General features: G+C 70.2%; 20 protein-coding genes. 11 read left to right on the top strand and 9 right to left on the bottom strand.

Translation table 11 applies throughout. From position 1 onward, the window contains the following. Positions 1 to 212 precede the first annotated feature (212 nt). The 3 genes from ACEN2M_RS11565 to nirD form a co-directional block, all read right to left on the bottom strand. Positions 213 to 1,637, bottom strand: coding sequence for an MFS transporter (locus ACEN2M_RS11565; protein WP_441648273.1), 1,425 nt, complete (start codon positions 1,635 to 1,637; stop codon positions 213 to 215). Positions 1,638 to 1,882: 245 nt separating this feature from the next. Then, positions 1,883 to 2,728, bottom strand: a complete 846-nt coding sequence (locus ACEN2M_RS11560; protein WP_441648272.1) for a sirohydrochlorin chelatase — start codon at positions 2,726 to 2,728, stop codon at positions 1,883 to 1,885. Beyond that, complete coding sequence (gene nirD / locus ACEN2M_RS11555) at positions 2,725 to 3,168, bottom strand: nitrite reductase small subunit NirD (protein ID WP_441648271.1); 444 nt, start codon at positions 3,166 to 3,168, stop codon at positions 2,725 to 2,727. The genes ACEN2M_RS11560 and nirD overlap by 4 nt, the downstream gene beginning before the upstream one ends. Positions 3,169 to 3,402: 234 nt before the next feature. Between nirD and nirB the strand changes: the two genes are divergently transcribed. From nirB to ACEN2M_RS11540, 3 genes are read left to right on the top strand one after another with little or no spacing between them, the layout of a single operon-like run. After that, the gene (gene nirB, locus ACEN2M_RS11550) at positions 3,403 to 6,207 is read left to right on the top strand and encodes a nitrite reductase large subunit NirB (protein ID WP_441648270.1); all 2,805 of its coding nucleotides are present in this window, start codon (positions 3,403 to 3,405) and stop codon (positions 6,205 to 6,207) included. Between the two features lie 4 nt (positions 6,208 to 6,211). Next, on the top strand, positions 6,212 to 7,312 hold the full coding sequence (cobA, locus tag ACEN2M_RS11545) for a uroporphyrinogen-III C-methyltransferase (protein ID WP_441648269.1): 1,101 nt from the start codon (positions 6,212 to 6,214) through the stop codon (positions 7,310 to 7,312). Then, positions 7,254 to 8,486: a uroporphyrinogen-III synthase gene (locus ACEN2M_RS11540; RefSeq protein ID WP_441648268.1), complete on the top strand. Its 1,233-nt coding sequence runs from the start codon at positions 7,254 to 7,256 to the stop codon at positions 8,484 to 8,486. Before cobA ends, ACEN2M_RS11540 begins: the two co-directional genes overlap by 59 nt. Before the next feature lie 155 nt (positions 8,487 to 8,641). On the opposite strand, the gene ACEN2M_RS11535 is transcribed toward ACEN2M_RS11540, so the two are convergent. Next, positions 8,642 to 9,520, bottom strand: a complete 879-nt coding sequence (locus ACEN2M_RS11535; protein ID WP_441648267.1) for an LLM class flavin-dependent oxidoreductase — start codon at positions 9,518 to 9,520, stop codon at positions 8,642 to 8,644. Between the two features lie 92 nt (positions 9,521 to 9,612). On the opposite strand from ACEN2M_RS11535, the gene ACEN2M_RS11530 reads away from it, so the two are divergent. The 5 genes from ACEN2M_RS11530 (at position 9,613) to ACEN2M_RS11510 (ending at position 13,748) form a co-directional block, all read left to right on the top strand. After that, positions 9,613 to 10,374: an SDR family NAD(P)-dependent oxidoreductase gene (locus tag ACEN2M_RS11530; RefSeq protein WP_441648266.1), complete on the top strand. Its 762-nt coding sequence runs from the start codon at positions 9,613 to 9,615 to the stop codon at positions 10,372 to 10,374. A gap of 68 nt (positions 10,375 to 10,442) precedes the next feature. Continuing rightward, entirely contained in the window at positions 10,443 to 11,585 is a 1,143-nt protein-coding gene (locus ACEN2M_RS11525) for a M4 family metallopeptidase (RefSeq protein WP_441648265.1), read from the top strand. 91 nt (positions 11,586 to 11,676) lie between these two features. Then, positions 11,677 to 11,943: a protealysin inhibitor emfourin gene (locus ACEN2M_RS11520; protein WP_441648264.1), complete on the top strand. Its 267-nt coding sequence runs from the start codon at positions 11,677 to 11,679 to the stop codon at positions 11,941 to 11,943. Positions 11,944 to 12,010: 67 nt separating this feature from the next. Continuing rightward, positions 12,011 to 13,258, top strand: a complete 1,248-nt coding sequence (locus ACEN2M_RS11515) for a cobalamin-independent methionine synthase II family protein (RefSeq protein WP_441648263.1) — start codon at positions 12,011 to 12,013, stop codon at positions 13,256 to 13,258. A gap of 64 nt (positions 13,259 to 13,322) precedes the next feature. Then, positions 13,323 to 13,748, top strand: coding sequence for a pyridoxamine 5'-phosphate oxidase family protein (locus ACEN2M_RS11510; RefSeq protein WP_441648262.1), 426 nt, complete (start codon positions 13,323 to 13,325; stop codon positions 13,746 to 13,748). Between the two features lie 27 nt (positions 13,749 to 13,775). Here ACEN2M_RS11510 and ACEN2M_RS11505 read toward each other — a convergent pair whose 3' ends face one another. The 3 genes from ACEN2M_RS11505 to ACEN2M_RS11495 all read right to left on the bottom strand — a co-directional run bounded on the left by ACEN2M_RS11505 (position 13,776) and on the right by ACEN2M_RS11495 (position 16,136). Beyond that, on the bottom strand, positions 13,776 to 14,216 hold the full coding sequence (locus tag ACEN2M_RS11505) for a hypothetical protein (protein ID WP_441648261.1): 441 nt from the start codon (positions 14,214 to 14,216) through the stop codon (positions 13,776 to 13,778). 142 nt (positions 14,217 to 14,358) lie between these two features. Further along, positions 14,359 to 14,730, bottom strand: coding sequence for an FKBP-type peptidyl-prolyl cis-trans isomerase (locus ACEN2M_RS11500; protein ID WP_441648260.1), 372 nt, complete (start codon positions 14,728 to 14,730; stop codon positions 14,359 to 14,361). 185 nt (positions 14,731 to 14,915) lie between these two features. Further along, the gene (locus ACEN2M_RS11495; RefSeq protein ID WP_441648259.1) at positions 14,916 to 16,136 is read right to left on the bottom strand and encodes a PrsW family intramembrane metalloprotease; all 1,221 of its coding nucleotides are present in this window, start codon (positions 16,134 to 16,136) and stop codon (positions 14,916 to 14,918) included. 117 nt (positions 16,137 to 16,253) lie between these two features. On the opposite strand from ACEN2M_RS11495, the gene ACEN2M_RS11490 reads away from it, so the two are divergent. From ACEN2M_RS11490 to ACEN2M_RS11480, 3 genes are read left to right on the top strand one after another with little or no spacing between them, the layout of a single operon-like run. Then, positions 16,254 to 17,948, top strand: a complete 1,695-nt coding sequence (locus tag ACEN2M_RS11490; protein WP_441648258.1) for a DNA-3-methyladenine glycosylase 2 family protein — start codon at positions 16,254 to 16,256, stop codon at positions 17,946 to 17,948. 4 nt (positions 17,949 to 17,952) lie between these two features. Continuing rightward, complete coding sequence (locus ACEN2M_RS11485) at positions 17,953 to 18,828, top strand: fumarylacetoacetate hydrolase family protein (protein ID WP_441648257.1); 876 nt, start codon at positions 17,953 to 17,955, stop codon at positions 18,826 to 18,828. A gap of 15 nt (positions 18,829 to 18,843) precedes the next feature. Beyond that, the gene (locus tag ACEN2M_RS11480; RefSeq protein ID WP_441648256.1) at positions 18,844 to 19,611 is read left to right on the top strand and encodes a glycosyltransferase family 2 protein; all 768 of its coding nucleotides are present in this window, start codon (positions 18,844 to 18,846) and stop codon (positions 19,609 to 19,611) included. Positions 19,612 to 19,662: 51 nt separating this feature from the next. On the opposite strand, the gene ACEN2M_RS11475 is transcribed toward ACEN2M_RS11480, so the two are convergent. Both ACEN2M_RS11475 and ACEN2M_RS11470 read right to left on the bottom strand, forming a co-directional pair. Then, on the bottom strand, positions 19,663 to 20,577 hold the full coding sequence (locus ACEN2M_RS11475) for an alpha/beta fold hydrolase (RefSeq protein WP_441648255.1): 915 nt from the start codon (positions 20,575 to 20,577) through the stop codon (positions 19,663 to 19,665). Positions 20,578 to 20,641: 64 nt separating this feature from the next. Beyond that, positions 20,642 to 22,231, bottom strand: a complete 1,590-nt coding sequence (locus ACEN2M_RS11470) for an aspartate ammonia-lyase (RefSeq protein ID WP_441648254.1) — start codon at positions 22,229 to 22,231, stop codon at positions 20,642 to 20,644. Positions 22,232 to 22,244 lie beyond the last annotated feature (13 nt).

Here is a 22,244-nt window from a genome sequence, read left to right as displayed (position 1 = left end):
CAGTGCGTGTCGACGGAATTCACGGTGTGGCCCTTCAAAAGTGAGATACCGGTTCGCGAGAGCGGCCGTGTGGTTGCTTCAGCTGGCTGAGGCAACCACACGACCGCTTTCGCGGGATGTGCGGGGTGCGGGGTGCGAGGTGCGAGGTGCGAGGTGCGGGGTGCGAGGTGCGAGGTGCGAGGTGCGGGGTGCGGGGTGCGGGGTGCGAGGAGTTAGATGCGGTGACCGGCCACGGACGAGTTGCGGCGGAGGTAGACGAACGCGGTGACGGCCATCATCACGAGGTAGGCCGCGGCGAAGGCGTAGATGGCGCTGGAGTAGTCGCCCGTGGAGGTCTTCGAGAAGCCGAGCACCTGCGGGATGACGAACCCGCCGTAGGCGCCGATGGCGGAGATCAGGCCGAGGGCCGCGGCGGTCTTGCGCTGTGTGCCGACGTCGCCGGACTCGGTGTGGGCATCCGTGACCCCGCTCTTGGCGGCGAAGACGCTGGGGATCATGCGGTAGGTGGAGCCGTTGCCGACCCCGGTGGCCACGAAGATCAGCAGGAACGTGACCAGGAACAGCCAGAAGCTGCCCAGCGGCAGCACCAGGTTCACCAGCACCGCGCCGCACGCCATCACGCCGAAGGCGACCACGGTGACCAGAGCGCCGCCGAACCTGTCGGCCAGGCGGCCGCCGAACGGGCGGGCCAGGGAACCGGTGAGGGCGCCGAGGAACGCGAGCGACAGCGACGCCGAGACGACCTGGAACGAGGAGTAGTCGGGGAACTGGTCGGCGATGAGCTTGGGGAAGACGCTGGCGAAGCCGATGAACGAGCCGAAGGTGCCGATGTAGAGGAACGCCATGATCCACAGGTGCGGTTCCTTCACCGCGGCGATCGAGCCGGCGAAGTCGGCCTTGGCGCTGGAGAGGTTGTCCATGTACTTCCACGCCCCGAACATGGCCAGCAGGATGAACGGCACCCAGAAGAAGCCGGCCAGCGGCAGGTTGAGCGTGCCGAGGGCGCCGAGGGTGATCACGATGGGCACCACCAGCTGCGCCACGGCCGCACCGAGGTTGCCCCCGGCGGCGTTCAGGCCGAGCGCGTACCCCTTCTGGCTCTGCGGGTAGAAGTAGGTGATGTTCGACATCGACGAGGCGAAGTTGCCGCCGCCCAGACCGGCGAGCGCCGCGATGAGCAGCATCACCGGGAACGGGGTGTCGGGGTTGCCCACCGCGATGCCCAGACCGATCGAGGGGATGAGCAGGAGGCCTGCGGAGATGATGGTCCAGTTGCGGCCGCCGAACCTGGGCACCAGGAAGGTGTACGGGAACCGCATGGTGGCACCCACGAGCGTGGGGATGGAGATGAGCCAGAAGATCTGGCCGGTGTCGAAGGTGAACCCCGCGTTCGGCAGCTGCACCACCACGATGCTCCAGAGCTGCCAGATGACGAAGCCGAGGAACTCGGCGAAGATCGACCACTTGAGGTTGCGGGAGGCGATGGCCTTGCCGCCGCCGGCCCACTGAGTGGGGTTCTCGGCGTTCCAGTTGTCGATCCACCGGCCGGGCCGGTGCACGAGTTCGGCGGATGCCGCGGTCGAGGTTCCGCTCGAGGCGTCCGTCGAGAGCGGGGCGGGTGGGGCGCTGGTGGTCATCAGGTTCTCCTCAAGAATGTGGTGCCGGGAGTGCGGGGGTTGTCCTGTCTCCGACGCTACGCAGCCGGTGTTTCCGCGGAACGCTGGCCCAGTTACCTTCTGGTCACCGTGTCCTCACCCCCGGCACCGGCCGCTGATAGGCCGCTGTTACATGTCGGACACATGAGCGCGAGCCTCCTCCCGGTTGGGCACCAGAAGCCGAACGACGCTCCCGTGCTGCAGGCCGACGGCGGCACGCGCGAGGGTCAGGAGCGGGTGCTGAACGACCAGGGCAAGCCGGCCAGGGAGTGCTCGAGGCGGGCAGCAGAGGTGTACAGGTCGACGACCACATCCACGAGGTGCCGCGGCGGGGCCTCGCCGTCCACAAGCAGGGGGCGGCTCACGGCATCCGCCCCGCAGTTCTCGGCCAGGCCGGCGAAGTAGCCGGGGGCCAAGAGGTAGGTGGCCACCACCACTCGGCCGGATGCCGCGGCGCCGGCGGTCAGCGCGGCGCGGGTCTCGAGCACGGCGTCGGCCAGGCGCGGCCGGGCGGCGGAGATGAATCCCACAGTGACCGGTCGGCCGAGCACCGCGGCGAGCTGGGCGCCCATCGTGTGGCAGTCGGCGACGGCGTTGGCATCGGTGGAACCGGCGGCGGCGAGCACCACCCGGTCGTCGGGTCGCAGGTGGATCTCGTGCAACCGGTCGGCGAGGATGCGGGCCAGCCGCGGATCGGGGCCGAGCGCGCCGGTGACCCGCACGGGCTGGCCGGCCTCCGCGGCGGCCTCGGCGAGGTCCACGCGCACGTGGTAGCCGGCCGACAGCAGCAGCGGCACGATCACGACCGGCCGGCCGGCGTCGGCAGCGGAGCCGCGCAACGCAGAGCCGTCGGCGATGCCGGTGAGGCAGGTGGGCACATCCGGGCTCTGCACGTCGACGTAACCGCCCACCACCGCGAGCTGCGGTGCGGCGGCGGCCACGGCGTCGACGAGGGCCAGCACGGCGCGCTGGCCGGCCGGGTCGCTGGTGCCGTGCGAGGTCGCCAGCAGCACCGGGGCCACGCCGGTCGAAAGCGTGCGCACCGGGGCCGTGCGGGTGGGAACGGTGATCATGCGGCCGCGAACTCCACGGCGGCGCCCCGAGCGGCCTGCTCACGCACCTCGACCTGCTCACGAGCCTCGACCTGCTCGCGCACCTGGATCTGAACGGTGCCCCGGTCGATCCGCACCGGGAAGGTGCGCAGGGCGTAGTCGGACGAGGTGAAGCACTCGCCGGTTTCGAGGTCGTAGATCTGCTTGTGCAGGGGCGACGCCAGGGTCGGCCGGGCGCCGCGCGAACCGACGATGCCGCGGCTCATCACGAACGAGCCCGTGGCCGGGTCCTGATTGGAAACGGCGTAGAGGGTGCCGTCCGGCAGCAGCACGAGCGCGACCTGCACGCCGTCGATCAGGGCGGCCTCACCCCAGAGCGGTTCGAGGCGGTCCAGGTCGCACACGCTGGTCCACTCGGCGGGGGTGCCAATGGAGTCGTGCGAGTCGGTGGTTGTGTGCACGGGGTCCTCCAGTGGGTGGGCGAGACGGGGGGGGGTGAGCGGTTGCTGGTGTCAACGGTAGGCAGCCCGCGTGTCGGTCATCGTGCGAGGCCGTGACGATCGCGTAACGAAGACCTCTCAGTGCCGCCAAAACGACGTGAGGCGCCCGTCACACTCCGTTACGTCGGGGACACGGCAGAGAAATCGCCGACTTTTAGGCTGACGGAACAGCTCACGACTCGGAAAGGCCATCCCATGGACAACGTCACCCCAGCCCCGGATCGCTCCGGCACGCCCCGACGCGTCGTGGTGATCGGCGGCGGCCCGGCCGCGCACCGGTTCACCGAGGCGATGGCCGCCCGCGCCACAGCGGCCGCAGGAAGCACGGCCGGATCGGTCGCGCACACCGTGACGGTGTTCGGTGAGGAGCCGCACCTGCCCTACGACAGGGTGGCGCTGTCCCGCCGCCTCGTCGATTCCGAAGACCTCACCCTCGGCGACACCGCCCTGTGGGAATCCGAGACGATCCGCTACCGCAGCGGCAGCAAGGTCGTCGGCCTCGACGCCGAGGTCAAGGCCATCACCCTCGACGGCGGCGAACGGGTCGACTACGACGACCTGGTCTTCGCCACCGGCTCCGCCGCCACCGTGCCGCCGATCCCCGGCGCCGAGGCCGGCCACGTCTACCGCACTCTCGAAGACGTCGACTTCCTCGTCGGAGAGATCGCCCGGCTGCGGGAGCGCCTCGGCCGCCCGGCCAACGTCGTCGTGGTCGGCGGCGGACTGCTCGGCCTCGAAGCCGCCGGCGGACTCGCCAGGCTCGGCGCCGCATCCACTCTCGTGCACTCGGGCAACTGGCTGATGAGCGCGCAGCTCGACGAGGGCGCCGGCCAGGCGCTCGGCCGGCTGATCGGCGCGCAGGGCATCACCCTGGCGCTCGGCACCCGGCCCACCGAGATCCTGCGCTCCCCCACCGGCCGGGTGCTCGGCGTCGCGCTGACCAACGGCAGCCAGCTGCACGCCGACCTCGTGGTCTTCTCCATCGGCATCACCCCGCGTGACGAACTCGCCCGCGCCGCCGGCCTGGAGACCGGCCCGCGCGGCGGCATCGTGATCGGCGACGACTGCCGCACCTCCGCCGCCGATGTCTGGGCCATCGGCGAGGTCGCGAGCATCAATGGCGTCTGTGTGGGCCTGGTCGCCCCGGCCAATGCCATGGCCGAGGTCACCGCCGACAGGTTGCACGGCGGCGAAGCCGTCTTCCCCGGCATCGACGACGCCACCAAGCTCAAGCTCTCCGGCGTCGAGGTGGCCAGCTTCGGCGACGCCCTGGGCCGCACCGAGCACTGCCTCGAGGTGGTCTACGCCGACCCGGCCCGCGGCCTCTACCAAAAGATCGTCGTCACCGGGGACGCCAAGACCCTGCTCGGCGGCATCTTCGTCGGCGACGCCTCGCCGTACACGTCGCTCCGGCCGCTGCTCGGCCGCGAACTGCCCGCCGAGCCCGGCGCCTACCTCTCCGCCGCCGGCGCCGAACCGCCCGCGGGCAGCGACCTGCCCGACGACGTGCAGCTCTGCTCCTGCAACAACGTGTCGGTCGGCGCGGTGCGCGAAGCCATCCGCGGCGACCACGGCGAGGCCTGCACCGAGCTCGGCCCGCTCAAGGCCTGCACCCGCGCCGGCACCCAGTGCGGCTCCTGCGTTCCACTGGTCAAGAAGATCCTCGAAACCGAGCTGAAGAAAGCCGGCATCGAGGTGTCCAAGGCCCTCTGTGAGCACATCGCGCTCAGCCGCAGCGAGCTGTTCGAGAGCGTGCGCATCCTGCAGCTCGCCTCCTTCGACGAGATCATGGAGCGCTTCGGCACCGGCCTCGGTTGCGACATCTGCAAGCCGACCATCGCGTCGATCCTGGCCAGCCAGACCAACGGCTACGTGCTGGATGCCGGTCGCGGCGGCCTGCAGGACACCAACGACAGGGCCTTGGCGAACATGCAGAAGGACGGCACCTATTCGGTGGTGCCCCGCATCCCGGGCGGCGAGATCACCCCGGCCAAGCTCAAGGTGATCGCCGAGGTGGCCGAGGAATACAAGCTGTACACGAAGATCACCGGCGGCCAGCGCATCGACATGTTCGGCGCTCGCCTCGAGCAGCTGCCCGAGATCTGGAAGATCCTGGTCGACGCCGGCTTCGAATCCGGGCAGGCGTACGGCAAGAGCCTGCGCACCGTGAAGAGCTGCGTCGGCAGCACCTGGTGCCGGTTCGGCGTGCAGGATGCCGTCTCCATGGCCATCCAGCTGGAGCTGCGCTACCGCGGGCTGCGGTCGCCGCACAAGTTCAAGCTCGGTGTCTCCGGCTGCGCCAGGGAGTGCGCGGAGGCCCGCGGCAAGGACATCGGCATCATCGCCACCGATCTGGGTTGGAATCTCTACGTCGGCGGCAACGGCGGCTTTCAGCCTGCGCACGCGCAACTGCTGGCCCAGGACCTCGACGACGACACTCTCATCGCCTACATCGACCGCTACCTGATGTACTACATCCGCACCGGCGACAGGCTGCAGCGCACCGCGCGCTGGCAGGAGGAGCTGCCCGGCGGGCTCGAGCACGTGCGCGACGTGGTGGTGAACGACAGCCTGGGCCTGGCCGCCGAACTGGAACTGGCGATGTCTGCGCACGTGGGCAGTTACGAGGACGAGTGGGCAGCGACGCTCAAGGACCCGGAACGTCTCCGCCGGTTCCGCTCTTTCGTGAACGCGCCCACCACCCCCGACCCGGCGATCGTGCAGGTGCTCGAGCGCGGCCAGCCGCGGCCGGCCTGGCCCGGCGAGCGCGAGACCGCCCGGAACGCCGCCGGCGCCGTGTCCGCGGGCGCCGTGCAGACCGGCGCCGACTTCTTCGGGGTGAGCGTCAACGAGCCCGACGACGATGCGGCCCCGGCCACCGGACCGGTGCTGCTCTCCGGCGCACGCATCCCGATGCGACCCGCCGACCGCGCCGACACCGGGAACACAGACACCGGGCGGCACTCGTCGACCGCGGCCGCCCGCGAAGAAGGAGAATAGGACCATGCCGAACCCGTCCCTCGACATCAGTCTCGACGTGACCGGCCGCCGGGTGCTCGTTCTCGGCGGCAGCCGCCCCGCGCGCCGGGTGATCGCCCGCTACCGGGCCGCCGGCGCCATCGTCTACCTGGCCGCCGACACCTACGAGGTGCCCAACCCGCTCGTGCGCTCCGTCGCCTGGCCACAGTCCCAGGCGGCCTGGCGCGACCTCGTCTCGGCCGTCGACCTGGTGGTGGCGGTCGATGTGCCGCCCTCCGCCGCAGCCGCCCTCGAGACCGCCTGCACCGAGAAATCGGTCTGGCTCACCCGGGCCGCTGCCGCCCCGGTGGCCAGGCCCGGCCACGTCACGCTGGTCGGCGGTGGCCCCGGCGACGACGACCTGCTCACCGTCGCCGCGCTCAGCGCGCTGGCCGGCGCCGACATCGTCTACTACGACAGGCTCGGACCGCACGACCGCCTCGACGAGTGGGCGCCGGGCGCCGAACAGGTCAATGTGGGCAAGCTCCCCGGCCACCACGCCGTGCCGCAGGTCGAGATCGAACGGATGCTCGTGGCCAGCGCCCTGGCCGGCCTCACCGTGGTGCGCCTGAAGGGCGGCGACCCGTTCGTGTTCGGCCGCGGCGGCGAGGAGATGGCCGCCTGCCGCGCCGCAGGCGTGCCCGTCACCGTGATCTCCGGGGTCACCAGCGCCATCGCCGTACCGGCGCTGGCGGGCATCCCCGTCACCCACCGCGAACTCTCCAAACTGTTCACCGTGCTCTCCGGCCACGTGCCGCTCAGCGAAGAGGAACTCGCCCACCTGGTGGGCCTGGGCGGCACCATCGTGGTGTTGATGGGGGTGGGCACCCTGCCGCACCTGGCCAGCGGCCTGGCCAGGCACGGCATGCGCGCCGACATGCCCGTCGCCATCATCGAACGCGGCTTCTCCGCCCACCAACGCACCACGGTGGCCGCGATCGACACCGTCGTGCGGGTCGCCGGCGAGGTCGGCGCGCGCTCCCCCGCCGTGCTCGTGATCGGCGACGTCGTGCGCCTGGCCCAGCAGGATGACGCCACCGCGGTGGCGGTGCTCGCAAACGCCGCTACACTCTCAGGCCAGAGGTAACCGAAGCCACACACCTGCCACCAGAACCATCGGAGACACAGTTAACGACATCGGAATCGAAGCGGGCCAGCCCGGCTTCCGCCCGGACCAGCTCGACGGCTTTCGCATCGGAGTCACCTCAGACCGCCGCAGCGAAGACCTGATCGCCGCGTTCGAGAGGCGCGGAGCCGACGTTCTGCACGCCCCGGCGATCCGCATCGCCGCTGCCGCCGACGACGCGCAGATCACCGCGGACACCGCCGCGATCATCGCCGCGCGGCCCGACGTGCTGCTCGCCACCACCTCATACGGCATCCGGCGCTGGTTCGAGGCCGCGGATGCGGCCGGGCTCGGCCACGACCTCACCGAGACCCTCGAGCACAGCCGCATCCTGGTGCGCGGGCCGAAGGCACGCGGCGCCATCCGGGCGGCCAACCTCGACGATTCCGGCATGAGCGACGAGGAGACCACCCGCTCGCTGGTGGACAAGGTGCTGCAGGACGACGCGACCGGGCTCACCGTGGCCGTGCAGTTGCACGGCTTCACCGACGAATCCCAGATCGACCGGCTGCGCGAGGCCGGCGCCACAGTGCTCACCGTGGCACCGTACCGGTGGCTGCTGCCGGAGGATTCCAGCCGGGTGCTCAAGCTCATCGACGCCGCCTGCACCGGCTCGCTCGACGCCGTCACCTTCACCAGCGCCCCCGCCGTCGAAGCGCTCTTCGGCGCGGCGGATGGCGTTGGCCGGCTCGAAGCGCTGCAGGAGGCCCTGCGCGGACCGGTCGTGGCCGCCGCGGTCGGCCATGTCACGGCCGCTCCCCTGGTTGCCGCCGGCATCACCCCGATCGTGCCTGAGCGCTTCCGGATGGGCGCGCTCATCAAGCTCGTCTGCGATTACCTCGCCGATGAGCGGGTGCTGCGCCTGGACAGCCGGCACGGCCAGGTGGAGTTGCGTGGCCGCAAGGTGAGCGTGGCCGGCGCATCCGCCCTGCTGCCGCCCACTTCGCTGACCCTGCTGCGGGCGCTGCTCGCCGCACGCGGGTCGGTGCTGTCCAGGGCGGACCTCACCAGGGCGTTGCCCGAGATCCAGGACGATCACGCCGTGGATGTGGCGATCAGCCGGTTGCGCCAGGCGCTGCCGGCGCCCGCCCTGGTGGCCACCGTCATCAAGCGCGGCTACCGCATCGACGTCTAGCCCGGCCACAATCCCGCCGCCCGTTCCGCCACCGCTGAGCGCGCCGCCCCCAGGGCAGCGAGTCGCGGCAGCTTTCCCCTTGGGGCGCCCTGAAGGGGTGTTCTGCCGCAATTCGCCGAGCGGCGCCGCGCCCGGTCGACGGATGCCCGGGCGGGCTAACTGAACCGGCCAGCGACCTCGTCGAGCACCGACTCGGAACCGGCGTAGATGCCGTCGGGCCGGGGCCAGTGGCTGATCACGTCGGTGAAGCCGAGCTCGGCCGCCCGGCCGACGGCGTCGTCGAAGGCGCCGACGCTCTGCAGCGAGTAGGCGCCGCCGCTATCCAGCGACAGGTAGCGGTCCAGCGTGCCCGGCTCTCGATCCGCCGCGGCGAGGGTGTCGTCCAGCCGGCGCCCCAGCGCTGTCACCGCGTCCCACCAGGCTTCGCCCACGGCGCCGTCGGCCCCGGTGGTCACCCACCCGGCCGCGTGCTCGGCGACGAGGCGCAGACCCTTGGGCCCGTTGGCGGCGATCACGAACGGAACCCGGGGGGTCTGCGCCGGCCGGCCCACCATCCGGGCGTCCACCGCCGTGTACCAGTCGCCCGTGAAGCTGAAGCCTCCGGCGCCGGATTCCTCGTGCCGCAGGAGCAGGTCGAGGTCGGTCACGAACTCGGCGAACCTCTCGTGCCGCTGACGCGGCGTGTACGGCGGCTGGCCGAGCACGAAGGCATCAAAACCGGTGCCGCCCGAACCCACCCCGAGCAGCATCCGCCCGCCGGAGATGTCGTCGACGGTCGCGAGTTCCTTGGCGAACGGCACCGGATGCCGAAAATTCGGGGAGGCGACGAAGGTGCCCAGCCGGATCCGGTCGGTGACCGCGGCGGCGGCGGCCAGCGTGGGGATGGTGGCGTGCCAGGGCTGGTCGGCCAGGCTGCGCCAGGACAGGTGGTCGTAGGTCCAGGCGTGATCGAAACCGTAGTGCTCGGCGGCCTGCCATTTGCGGCGGGCCTCCGGCCACTCGGACTGGGGCAGGATGACGATTCCATGGCGCATACCCGCAGTCTACAAACCGGCCGGACGGTGCTATGACTGGTGTCGGCAGCATCCGTACCCGACCGAAGCCGAGGACTGCAAAGGAGCATCCGATGAGCACAGCCGTGACCCCGGGCCGATTCGCCGGCCAGACCGCCATCGTCACCGGAGCGGGCTCCGGGATCGGGAAGGCGAGCGCCGTGCGACTGGCCCAGGAGGGCGCCAGGGTCATTGCCGGTGACGTGATTCCCGCCCGGTTGCAGGAACTCGTCGACCAGTACGCCGACCTGGACATCGTCACCGTGGACGGCGATATCAGCCACGAGGACACCACCACCCGGCTGGTCGCCGCGGCGAACGGCCGCATCGACGTGGTCGCCAACGTCGCGGGGGTCATGGATGGCTTCCTGCCGGCCGCCGAGGTCGACGATGCCACCTGGGAGCGGGTGTTCGGCATCAACGTGACCGGGATGATGCGTCTGATCCGCGGCGCCCTGCCGGTGATGCTGGCCGGCCGCGGCGGGTCGATCGTCAACGTCACGTCGGAGGCTGGGCTCCGCGGCGGGGCCGCCGGGGTCGCGTACACGGCCTCCAAACACGCCGTGATCGGACTGACCCGCAACACCTCGGTCATGTATTCGGGCCAGGGCATCCGCTGCAACGCCGTGGCGCCCGGCGGGGTGCAGACCAATATCGAGGCTCCGATGCTCTCGCCCCTGGCCGGTTCGGTGCTCGGCCCGGTGTTCCAGCACGTGCTGCCGCCCGTGGCCACCTCCGAGCAGCTGGCCGCCGCCATCACCTGGCTGGCCAGCACGGATTCGGCGAACGTGACCGGCATCGTGCTGGCGTCGGACGGCGGCTGGTCGGCGATGTGATCCCGGGCACCGGCCCCGGCCGTGCGATCAGGGATGCGGATGTCGGACGGTGCTGGCAGACTCACCGCATGACAGGCACAGACCAGACCCAGAGCCCCGTCCCCTTCCCCGGCCACTCGCACGGCCGTGCCACCCATCCCGTCCGCTGCGGCGTCGTGCCGCCCTACCTCCTCGAGCGCCTGGCCGCGGTCGAGGACCCACGCTTCGAGGCGGCGGCCGAGGCCGCCAGACGGTCCCTGCGCGTTGACGACCCCATCCGCAGCCTGCGCTTCGGCGACCGCCGCACGAGCGCCCTGCCCACACCGCCCGCCCGGGCCGTGCCCGGTGTCACCACCCGCACCATCAGCGATGCCGGTCACCTGCAGACGCTGCCCGGCCGGGTGGTGCGCACCGAGGGCCAACCGCCGGTCGCCGACGTGGCCGTCAACGAGGCCTACACGGGGCTCGGCGACACCCACGGGCTGTACTGGAGCCAGTACCAGCGTGACTCCATCGACGGTCGCGGCCTGCCGCTGGACGCGACCGTGCACTACGGGCGCGACTACGACAACGCGTTCTGGGACGGCGAGCGCATGGTGTTCGGCGACGGCGACGGCGAGGTCTTCAACAGGTTCACGGTGTCGCTGAGCGTGATCGCGCACGAGCTCACCCACGGGGTCACCCAGTACAGCGCAAACCTCGCCTACCAGGGCCAATCGGGGGCGCTCAACGAATCGGTGTCGGATGTGTTCGGGGCTCTCGTCGAACAGTACGCCGCGGGCCAGAACACCCAGGCGGCGAGCTGGTTGATCGGCGAAGGGCTCTTCACCGACCAGGTGCAGGGCCAGGCGCTGCGGTCGATGAAGGCTCCGGGCACCGCCTACGACGACGACGTGCTCGGCACAGACCCACAGCCGGCGTCGATGGACGGCTACATCGAGACCGAAGACGATTACGGCGGAGTGCACCTCAACTCCGGTATCCCGAACCGGGCCTTCTACCTGGTCGCCGAGGCCGTGGGCGGCAACGCCTGGGAGGCCCCCGGGCAGATCTGGTACGACACGCTCACCGGGGGAAACCTCCGGGCGAACGCCGACTTCGCGTCATTCGCCGCGGCAACGGCGACGGTCGCGGCCATCCGCTACGGTGCTGGCTCCACCGAGCACGACGCCGTTCTGGCCGGGTGGGACGGGGTGGGCCTGGGGTTCGATCCGCTGCAGGCGGCCTCCTGACCTGGCGGGCACCGTCCGGCGTTCGCTGGGAAGCAACCGCCGATCACGCCAACCTCCCCGATCGGTAAGCAGCCGGACGTAGCATGGGGCCATGAAGGTCGTCGTCTCACGTAGCGGAGGGCTCGCCGGGCTCCGGGTCACCTGGGACCTGCAGGTCGACGAGCAACCGGATGCGGCGGCGTGGATGCAGTTCCTCGAAGGGCTGCCCTGGGACGAGGCCGAGGACACCGCGCCGGCGCCCGACCGCTACGTGTACCGCATCCGGTGCGCACCGCACGAGGTGGTGCTCGCCGAACCCCAGGTGCACGGCGCCTGGAAAGACCTGATCGACAGGGTCAGGGCCGCCAGCGAACGGTAGACCCGGCGGCCAGCAAAGCCGCGTAACAAACCGGCGTGGACGACGCCGTGCTTGGGATACTGACGGGATGACCTCCGCGAAGCAGATTCCCACCACCCATGCCGGCAGCCTCCCCCGCACCGACGCGTTGCTCGCGGCCAACGACGCCCGCCAGGACGCTGCCGCTGGAGGGCTGACGCTCGACAGCCCGGACGGCTTCCTACCGCTACTCGAGGGCGCCGTCGTCGATCTGGTGCAGCGTCAGGCCGACGTGGGCCTCACCCTCCCCGGCGATGGCGAATTCGGCAAGGCCATGTCCAGCGCCGTCGACTACGGCGCCTGGTGGTCGTACTCCTTCCAGCGGCTCAGCGGCCTGGAACTCGTTCCCGGCGGTCCGTTCGCCGGCGCCCCGGTGCGATCCAGCCCCGGCCACGTGCGGCTGACCACGTTCCCCGACCGGCGGGACTGGACCCTGTTCGCGGATGCCTACGGCGACCCGAAGAGCGGCATCTCCGTCGGCGATCGTGCCCCGGCCTTCCCCACCGCCACCGGCCCGGTCACCTACACGGGCCAGGATGCGATCGCGCACGACATCGCGAACCTGAAGACCGGTCTGGCCGCGGCCGGTCTGGAGCAGGGTTTCATCACGGCGCTGTCCCCCGGCAGTGCGTCGCGCATCGGCAACGAGTTCTACGCCACCGAGGAAGAATTCGTCTGGGCGATGGCCGACGCCCTGCGCGAGGAATACCGCGCCGTGATCGACGCCGGCCTGATCCTGCAGATCGACGACCCCTCCATCGCCGAGAACTGGGACCAGATCAACCCGGCGCCGAGTGTCGAGGACTACCTCGCATTCACGCGTATCCGGGTCGAAGCGCTCAACCACGCCCTCCGCGGACTGCCGGAGGAACAGATCCGGTTCCACCTCTGTTGGGGAAGCTGGCACGGACCGCACACCACCGACCTGGAGTTCCGCTACCTGGTCGACACCATGCTCGACATCAACGCCGGCTCGTATTCCTTCGAGGGCGCCAATGCCCGCCACGAACACGAGTGGCGAATCTGGGAAGACGTGACCCTGCCAGAGGGCAAGAGCATAGTTCCCGGCGTCATCGGCCACGCCACGAATGTGGTGGAGCACCCCGAACTCGTCGCCGACCGGATCGAACGGTACGCCGGTGCCGTCGGCCGGGACAACGTGGTCGCATCCACCGACTGCGGCCTGGGCGGCCGAATCCATCCGCAGATCGCCTGGGCGAAGCTGGACTCGCTCGTCGCCGGAGCCGAGCTGGCCACGACCCGACTGTGGGGCAAGAAGGCCGTGAACATCCGTTAGGGCAACACGCCGCCGGCTGACCGGCGGTACTCGCCGAGCGGACCGCAAAGTGGGACTATGAGGTATGGACATCAACGACCCTGATCCGGTGCGCATTCTCAGCGAGGACGAGTGCTGGGAGTTGCTGCTCTCGTCGAGCTTCGGCCGTCTCGCGGCCGCCGTGGCGGATGACATCGAGATCTTCCCACTCAACTTCGTCGCGGCCGACAACAAGCTGCTGTTCCGCACCGCTGAGGGCACCAAGCTGCTGGCCCTCACCGTGAACAACAAGGTGGTGCTGGAGACCGATGACATCGGCCGAGCCGACGCCTGGAGTGTCGTTGTGAAGGGCATCGCCAGAATCCTGGACACCCAGGCCGAGATCGATGCCGCCAACGCGCTCCCGCTGCGGCCGCTGGTTCCCACCCTCAAGTACATCTGGGTCGAGATCACGCCCACCGAGCTGAGCGGGCGCCGGTTCGCCCTGGAACCGGAGCCTGAACGGTACTAGCGGGACGAAAGCAGGTGGCCGCGTCGGCTAGTCGCTCGCCGCGGCCGGGGTCACGGTGCCCTCTCCGGAGAGCCCGATGAGCATCAGCACCGCAGTTCCATAGGCATCCGCCGGGGTGGCCGCCTCGAAAACCTCGTCCACGCCGCGCAGGTGCACGCTCACCCGGTAGCGCTCGTCACCGAGCCGGTGCAGCGAGCGGAAGGTGCCGCGGAGCAGGGCGCGCAGCTGATCCTCGCGCGGCAGCCACAGGGCGTCCTCGAGGGCGAGCGAGTCCAGCGCCCACTCCGTCGTGCCGTTGAAACCGAGGATGGTGCCGGTATCGAACTCGTGAGCCTCGATGGTCATCTCGCTGACGGTGAAAACCTCGGAATCGAAACCGGGCCGTTCGATCCGGAACGCGTCGCCGGAGACCGGACGCCAGGACAATCCGGCCTGCTGCAACGCACGGGCACAGTCGATTGTGATCATGCCCCATTATCGGTGGCCGCACCGCAGAACGCGAGGGCCACTGCTGCACTCACACCCGCCCATCAGGCGAAAAGGCCCCGGAGCGCCGTCGGTGTTCTCCGGGGCCAGCCCTGCCGAATGAAGCAGGTGCGGATCCAGCTCCTTAGCTGACGCCGAGCAGGTCGATCACGAAGATCAGGGTCTTGCCCGACAGACGGTGGCCGCTTCCGGCCGGGCCGTAGGCCAGGTGTGCGGGCACGGTGAGCTTGCGGCGGCCGCCGACCTTCATGCCGGGGATGCCCTGCTGCCAACCGGCGATGAGGGAGCCAAGCGGGAAGTTGATCGACTGGCCGCGGTTCCACGAGGAGTCGAACTCTTCGCCGGTGTCGTATTCGACACCGAGGTAGTGCACGTCGACGGTGGCGCCGGCGGTGGCTTCAGCACCGTCACCCACCACGATGTCGACGATGTCGAGCTGTTCGGGCGCGGGGCCCTCCGGGAAGTCGAGTTCGGGCTTGGAATTCAAATCAGTCATGAGTCCATCCAATCGGATTCCGGGTCCGGACGCACACCGAGAAATTCCCCCTTGCGCGAACGCCGCCCTGGGGTGCATTCTTATTTCACAAAACTCGTCGCCCGGGAGAGTTGTCGGCAGTGCCACACCACCGGACGACGAGTTTTCTCGTTCCCGGATGGCCGGGCGCGGCCGGCCGATGCGTTTCAGCCGATGACCTGGGCGCGATCGCTCATCAGCAGGCCCAGCAGCCGGGCCTCCTCGACCTGGTCGGGGGTCGCGCCGGGCCGGGCTGACGCGGCGCGCTTGGACGGATGCAGCTCGGCGCTGACCAGACGCTGTCGCACCGAAGCCAGCCGGGTGGCATCGATGATGAAGCGGTTCATGGCCAGACGGCGCGCCGACGGTTGCCCGTGCGCCCAGGCGCGCGCCTGGCGCCTGCCCCGGGGAGTGGCCAGCATGGCCACCTCGGCCGGGGTGAACCAGCCGACCGCCGCGTAGTCGCCGAGGCGTTGCACCGTGAGCTTCTCCTCGGTGCGTCGCAGCATCACCACTGCCAGGATCGCGCCGATGAACAGCGGCACCTGCACGAGGAAGTAGTAACCCACCAGCGACGCGTCGTCGGTGAAGAAGAAGAAAGCGCCGTTCCACACAGCGTGCAGCACGACGGCCGCAGCGAGGCCGACCAACACCGTACCGAGGTAACTCGATCCGTGCGCCCGCCGGGCGGCCAAGCCGATGGCCAGGCCGGTGCAGGCTGTGAACAAAACGTGCGCGAACGGGGAGATCACACCGCGCAACAGGAAGGTCACCCCGAGATCGGCGATTCCGCCGTCGAGCATCGCCACACCGAAGTACTGGATGTTCTCCGAGAACGCGAAACCTGCCGCGATCACGGCGGCGTAGACGACGCCGTCGATCGGACCGTTGAACTGACCGCGGATCACCCAGAACAGCAGCAGGATCCCGAAGCCCTTCGCGGTCTCCTCCACGAGCGGCGCCTGGATGACGGCGGCCGTGAAGTCTCCCGCTGGTCGGGCCACACCGCTGGTCGCGACGACGATCTGCACACCGAGGTCGAACACCAGTGCCGTCACGATCGAAACGCCGGCACCCCACAGGAAGGCGAACCAGAGGGCCGGCCGGGGTTCGGGCTCCCACCGGTCGATCCAACGCACCGCCAGAATCACCAGGGTGAGCGGCACCAGCGCGAGCAGCAGGCAGACCAGGAGGGCGCCCGCACCGAGGAACGTCGACAGGTACACGAGCACCAGCATCAGCGCGAGCGCCGCCACCGCGATCCCGATGCTGGCCCACACCACAGTGCTCGAGTTCGTGCGCCGCACCGGCGTGGTCCACACCGGCGTCTCGATGGGGGTGGCCTGCGTGGGCACGGCGAGAGGTCGGCCGGTCGGGTCGAGGGTCATGCCCGCCAGTTTACGGGGATCACACCGGTTCGAAGCGTGTTTTCCCGCCTCCATCACGGCGGGGGCGGTGTCCGATTCCCGCTACCGCACTGAAGGCGACCGTGCCAGTCTGGAGGGGTGACCACCGCGACCTCCTCCCCCGACCAGGCCGGTGCCCGCGCGCCCGGACCCCGCCCCACCTCGGCCGGCGTCTCGGCCGGCGTTTCGGCCGGCGTTTCGGCCCGGGGCAACGTCGACGACCCGGTCTTCGCCGAACGCTACCGCGCCATGTCGTCGCGGGACGCCCGCTTCGACGGGCAGTTCATCACCGGTGTGCACTCCACCGGCATCTACTGCCGGCCGAGCTGCCCGGCCGTGACTCCCAAGCCCGGCAATGTGTCGTTCTTCCTCACCGCCGCCGCGGCGCACGAAGCGGGTCTGCGGGCCTGCAAGCGGTGCCTGCCCGACGCCGTGCCGGGCTCGCCGGCCTGGAACGTGCGGGACGACCTGGCCGCCAGGGCGATGCGCCTGATCGGCGACGGCACCGTCGAACGTGAGGGCGTGCCCGGTCTGGCGCAGCGGCTCGGTTACACCCCCCGTCACCTCACCAGGGTGCTCGTCGCCGAGGTGGGAGCCGGCCCCCTCGCCCTGGCCCGCGCTCACCGCGCGCAGACCGCCAGGGTGCTGCTCACGAGCACCGACCTGCCGGTCACCGACGTGGCGTTCGCCGCCGGTTTCGGCAGCGTTCGGCAATTCAACGACACCATCACCGCCGTCTACGAGCGCACCCCCTCGGCACTGCGGGCCGGTTCCCGGTCGTCGACAGCACGGCCAGGCCCGGCCCACGACGCCCTGGGAGCCGGCGCCGTCGGCGACGGGGCCGGCTCGAGAATCAGCCTCGTCCTGCCCGCCCGGGCGCCGTTCGACGGGTCCGGCCTACTCGCTTTCCTGGGCGTGCGAGCCGTCGCCGGCGTCGAACGCTCCACCCCCGCGGGGTACGAACGCACCCTGCGGCTCCCGCACGGTTGGGCGCACCTGCACCTGGCACTGGCGGGTACCGTCGACGCGCCGGCTGTGGCCTGCACGGTGCGGGTGAGTAGCCTCGCCGACCTCGCACCTCTCGTCAGCCGGGTGCGCCGCCTGTTCGACCTCGACGCGGATGCCCAGGCCATCGACCGGGCCCTGGCCGACGACCCGGCGCTGGCCGGGTCTGTGCGCCGGACTCCCGGCATCCGGGTGCCGGGCAGTCTCGACCCCGAGGAGACCCTGTTCAGGGCGCTGCTCGGCCAACAGGTGTCGGTGGCGTCCGCCCGCACTGCACTCGGCCGGCTCAGCGCCGCCCTGGGCGAGCCGGTGCCGGGACACCATGACCGGAACACCGCCGACGCCGAGCCGCACCTGCTCTTCCCCACCGCCGCCCGCATCGCCGAACACGGCCGGGAGGTGCTGCGTGGCCCGGCCGCCCGCATCGACTCGATCGTCCGCGTCGCCGAGGCGCTGGCGGTCGGCGAGCTCGCGCTCGACGTGGGGGAAGCCCGCGCCGACCTGGAAGCCCGGCTCATCGCCATGCCGGGAATCGGACCGTGGACCGCCGGCTACGTGGCCATGCGGGTTCTGGGCAGTCCAGACATCCTGCTCACCAGCGACCTCGCCCTGCGCCAGGGCGCCGACGCCCTGGGCCTGCCGGCCACGGCCAGGGACCTCGCCGCGCGCGGCGCCTGGTGGGCGCCGTGGCGCAGCTACGCGGGCATGCACCTCTGGCGGGCGGCCGGCGGCGGGCGACCGGCCGCGCCGACGGTTCCCGACAAGAACGGTTCTGGCCGGTTACGCTGAAGAAGTGAAGTTTGCGCATCTCAGAGTCGAAGGCCAGTCCGTCCCCCGTCTCGCCCTCGTGGTGGACGACGCAGCGCTCTTCCTCGACGAGGTGATCGACGACGCCCCGCGCGATCTTCAGGACCTCATCGAGAAGGGCGCTCCCGAATTCGACAGGGTGCGGGCCCTCACCGCGAACGCGTTGACCCACGGGGCCAGCCTCACCCCGATCGACGACCTGCGGCACTCCTCTGCGGTCCTGCGCCCCCCGCAGATCATCGCCATCGGCGCCAACTACGCCGCCCATTCGTCCGAGCTCAAGCTGCGCAGCGAGACCGCCACCACGGTGTTCTCGTTGTGGCCGAATTCGCTGACCGGGCACGAGTCGATCATCACCTGGCCGAGCGACCTGACCAGCCAGGTGGACTACGAGGCTGAGCTCGGTGTGATCATCGGCCGACCGGCCCGCAACGTGTCGGTGCGCAACGCCCTCGACTACGTCTTCGGTTACACGGTCGTGAACGACATCACCGCCCGCGACCTGCAGTTCTCCGAGGCGCAGTGGTCCAGGTGCAAGTCGTTCGACGGCTTCACACCGACGGGCCCGCTGGTGGTCACCGCCGAGGAGATCACCGACCCGCAGAACCTGTGGCTGACCACCCATGTCGACGGGCGCATCCTGCAGGACGCGTCGAGCGGCGACATGGTGCGCACCGTCGCCGAGATCATCTCCTACCTGTCGCTGACCTCCACCCTGATGCCCGGCACGCTGATCTCCACGGGCAGCCCGGGCGGCGCCGGCTACAGCCGCAAACCGCAGGTGTTCCTCAAGGACGGGTCCACCGTCACCGTCTCGATCGACAAGATCGGACTGCTCACAACCCATTGCCGTGAGATCTGACCTGGGATGCCCAGCGTGCCCGGCACCGCGAATGTCCTCACCATCTCGGTGGTCATACCGGTCTACAACGACGCCGATTTTCTGCGCACCTGCCTGCGCGCGCTCTCCCAGCAGCGCCGGCCCGCCGACGAGATCATCGTGGTCGACAATGCGAGCACGGATGCGACGGCGGCCATCGCTGTCGCCGCTCGCGTGCGCCTGGTCACCGAGCCGTTGCGGGGCATCTGGCCCGCCACGTCGGCGGGGTATGACGCGGCCACCGGCGACGTGATCGCGCGGCTCGACTCCGACTCCGTGCCGCCGGTGGACTGGCTGGAGCGGATCGAGGCGAGGTTCACGGCCGAACCGGGCACCACTGTGTACACCGGCCCCGGCGACTTCTACAACTGTGGCCAGGTGACGGCCTGGCTGGGTGATCGGTTGTATATCGGCGGTTACTTCCGCTGGATGGGGTTCTGGCTCGGCCATCCGCCGCTGTTCGGATCGAATTTCGCGATGCGCCGGCAGGTCTGGGCCGCGAACCGCGAGCGGGTGCGCCGCACCCGCAATGATGTGCACGACGACCTCGACTTCAGCATGCACCTGGGCCCGGACGAACCCGTCACTCTCGACAGGTCCCTGCGGGTGGGTATTTCCGCCCGCCCGTTCCAGACTCCGGCCGGTCTCGGACGCCGGGTGGCCTGGGCCGGTCGCACGCTGTTCTCCGGCTGGCCGGACTACTCACCGTGGCGCATCCGCCACCGCTCCGCGAGTCGCGGCAGAAGCCCCCTTCGCGAGCGCTGAAGGGGCAATCTGCAGCAACCCGCGCCCGGATGCTGCGCTGCCGTGCTGCCGTCACCGGCCGCGCGCGTAGAGAGCGAGCATGTCGCGGGCCAGCTGGTGCGGGGTGGTCTCGCACGGACTGTGCCCGGTCGGATAGATCCGCAGGTCAGCGCCGATGCGGCGGGCGAACCTGCGGTGCAGCCGTACCCGCCACAGGTCGTGATCGCCCACGGCGATGAGCTTGGGCACCGGGCTGCCGGCCAGAGCGCGGCGCACATCGGGGGTGTGCTTCATCAGAGCGATGATCTCGTCCAGGCTGCTCCGCCGGGTGTAGCCGAATCGCATCCGCGCCAGGGCGAGCCGGCCAGGTCGGGTGTGGTTGCGGTTGGTGACGATGCCCCACACCATCAGCGACGCGATGCTGCGCGCGGGTACCAGACCGCTGATCGGCCCGAGCCAGCGCACGCCGCGGAAGGTCTGTCCCCGGCCCGGCGGCGTGGTGAGTAACACCAGGGAGGCGAACAGCTCCGGCCGGCTGGCCAGGGTCAGCTCGGCGACCAGGCCGGCGAACGAGTAGCCGAGCACGTGCACCGGGGCCTCCCCCGACTCCAGCACGGCCACGAGGTCGGCCACGAAGAGGTCGAAATCAAGGCGTCGGCCTGGCCCGGGTCCGGCAGACGCGGACTCGTACTGGCCGGCCAGGTCGAAGCTCTCCACCCGGTAGCCGGCGTCGGCGAGGAGCGGTGCCAGCAGCACGAAGTCCTCCTTCGACCCCGTCGCCCCTGGCACGAGCACCACCCGCGGGTCGCCGCGCCGCCCCAGGGCGATGGCAGCGAGCCGGCCGCTCGGCGCCGGGAATCCATAGCTCTCGGTGTCCGGCGGCAGCACCGTCCAGTCGACGTCGGGCAGGGCGGCGTCGAGCATCGCGGGCCGATCGTGTTCGATCGGCCCGTACCGGCGGCTGGGCTGCCTCGTACGCAGTGACACGGCACCAGAGTAGCGCCGGGTTCCCGCCTGTGCGGGGCCCAGCCCGGCCGGCGGGCAGACCGGACTATTCGATGATGGGGATGGAGGAGGTGCCGGTGTCCGGAAGCATGCCGGACAACCGGGCCGGTTCGAGCTCGCGCATGACATCTTCCCTCGTCATCAGGTTCGCCTCCACCACCAGGTCGGCCACATTGCGCCCGGTGAGCAGCGCCGTCTGCGCGAGCGCGGCGGCGGCCGCATAGCCGATGTGCGGGATCAGCGCGGTGATCACGCCCACGCTCGAGCCGACCATGGCCGCGAGCCGGTCTTCGTTGGCCGTGATGCCGTCGATGCAGTTCACCCGCAGGGTCCACATGGCCTGGGTCATCCAGGTCAGGCTCTGAAACAGGTAGTGCGCGATGACGGGCTCGAAAGCGTTGAGCTGCAGTTGCCCGCCTTCCGCGGCCATCGTCACCGTCACATCCGCCCCGGCGACGGCGAACGCCACCTGGTTCACGACCTCGGGAATGACCGGGTTGACCTTGCCGGGCATGATGCTCGAGCCGGCCTGGCGGGGCGGCAGGTTGATTTCGCCGAATCCGGCCTGCGGGCCGGAGGACAGCAGGCGCAGGTCGTTGCAGATCTTGGAAAGCTTGATGGCGCTGCGTTTGAGGTTGCCGCTGAACGACATGAAACTGCCGGCGTCGCTGGTCGACTCGATCAGGTCGGGCGCCGCCTCGAGGTTGAGCCCGGTGATCCTGTTGAGGTGGCGGATGGCCGCGGCCGCGTAGCCGGGATCGGCGGTGATGCCGGTGCCGATCGCGGTGGCGCCCAGGTTGACCTCGGCGAGCAACCAGATCGTCTCGGTGAGCCTGTCGTAGTCTTCGCCGAGGGTGGTGGCGAAACCGTGGAATTCCTGGCCGAGGGTCATCGGCACGGCATCCTGCATCTGGGTGCGGCCCACCTTGAGGATCTGCTCGAACTCGTCGGCCTTGACCGAGAAGGAGCCCTGCAACGCCTTCAGCTCGCGCAGCAGGTGCTTGAGGAAGAAGGCCAGGGCGATCTTGATCGCGGTGGGGTAGGTGTCGTTGGTGGACTGGCTGCGGTTGACGTGGTCGATCGGGCTGAGGATGTCGTAGCGGCCGCGACCGTAGCCCGCGTTTTCCAGGGCGAGGTTGCAGATGACCTCGTTGGCGTTCATGTTGGTGGAGGTTCCGGCGCCGCCCTGCATGACGCCGACGACGAACTGGTCGTGGTGTCTGCCCTCGATGATCTCCTGGCAGGCGGCGTCGATCCAGTCGGCCCGTTCCTGGCTCAGCGCTCCGACCTCGGCGTTCGCGCGGGCGCAGGCCTGCTTCACCGATGCCAGCGCCACCACGAAGTCCGGGTACACCGAAATCGGGCGTTTGGCGATGGGAAAGTTCTCCAGCGCCCGCTTGGTGTGCACGCCCCAGTAGGCGTCGGCGGGAACCTCGACGCGACCGAGCGAGTCACGCTCGATGCGGAAGCCCGGGGTGGCCGCTGGGATGTCGGCGCCCAGGTCGCCAGTGGCAGGTATGGCTGTGCCGGTTGTCTCTATGGTCACGTCGGTGTTCATCGTCTCAGTGTCTGCGGACATGCTGGGTGTGGTGTGCACGCTGGCTCCATTGCCGTCGGGGACGAGCTTGTGGCTCATGACCGATTCACTC

Source organism: Cryobacterium sp. W22_MBD10_FK3 (genome assembly GCF_052113745.1).
In the GTDB taxonomy this organism is placed as follows: domain Bacteria; phylum Actinomycetota; class Actinomycetes; order Actinomycetales; family Microbacteriaceae; genus Cryobacterium.
This window is presented reverse-complemented; position numbering and strand designations above follow the sequence as displayed.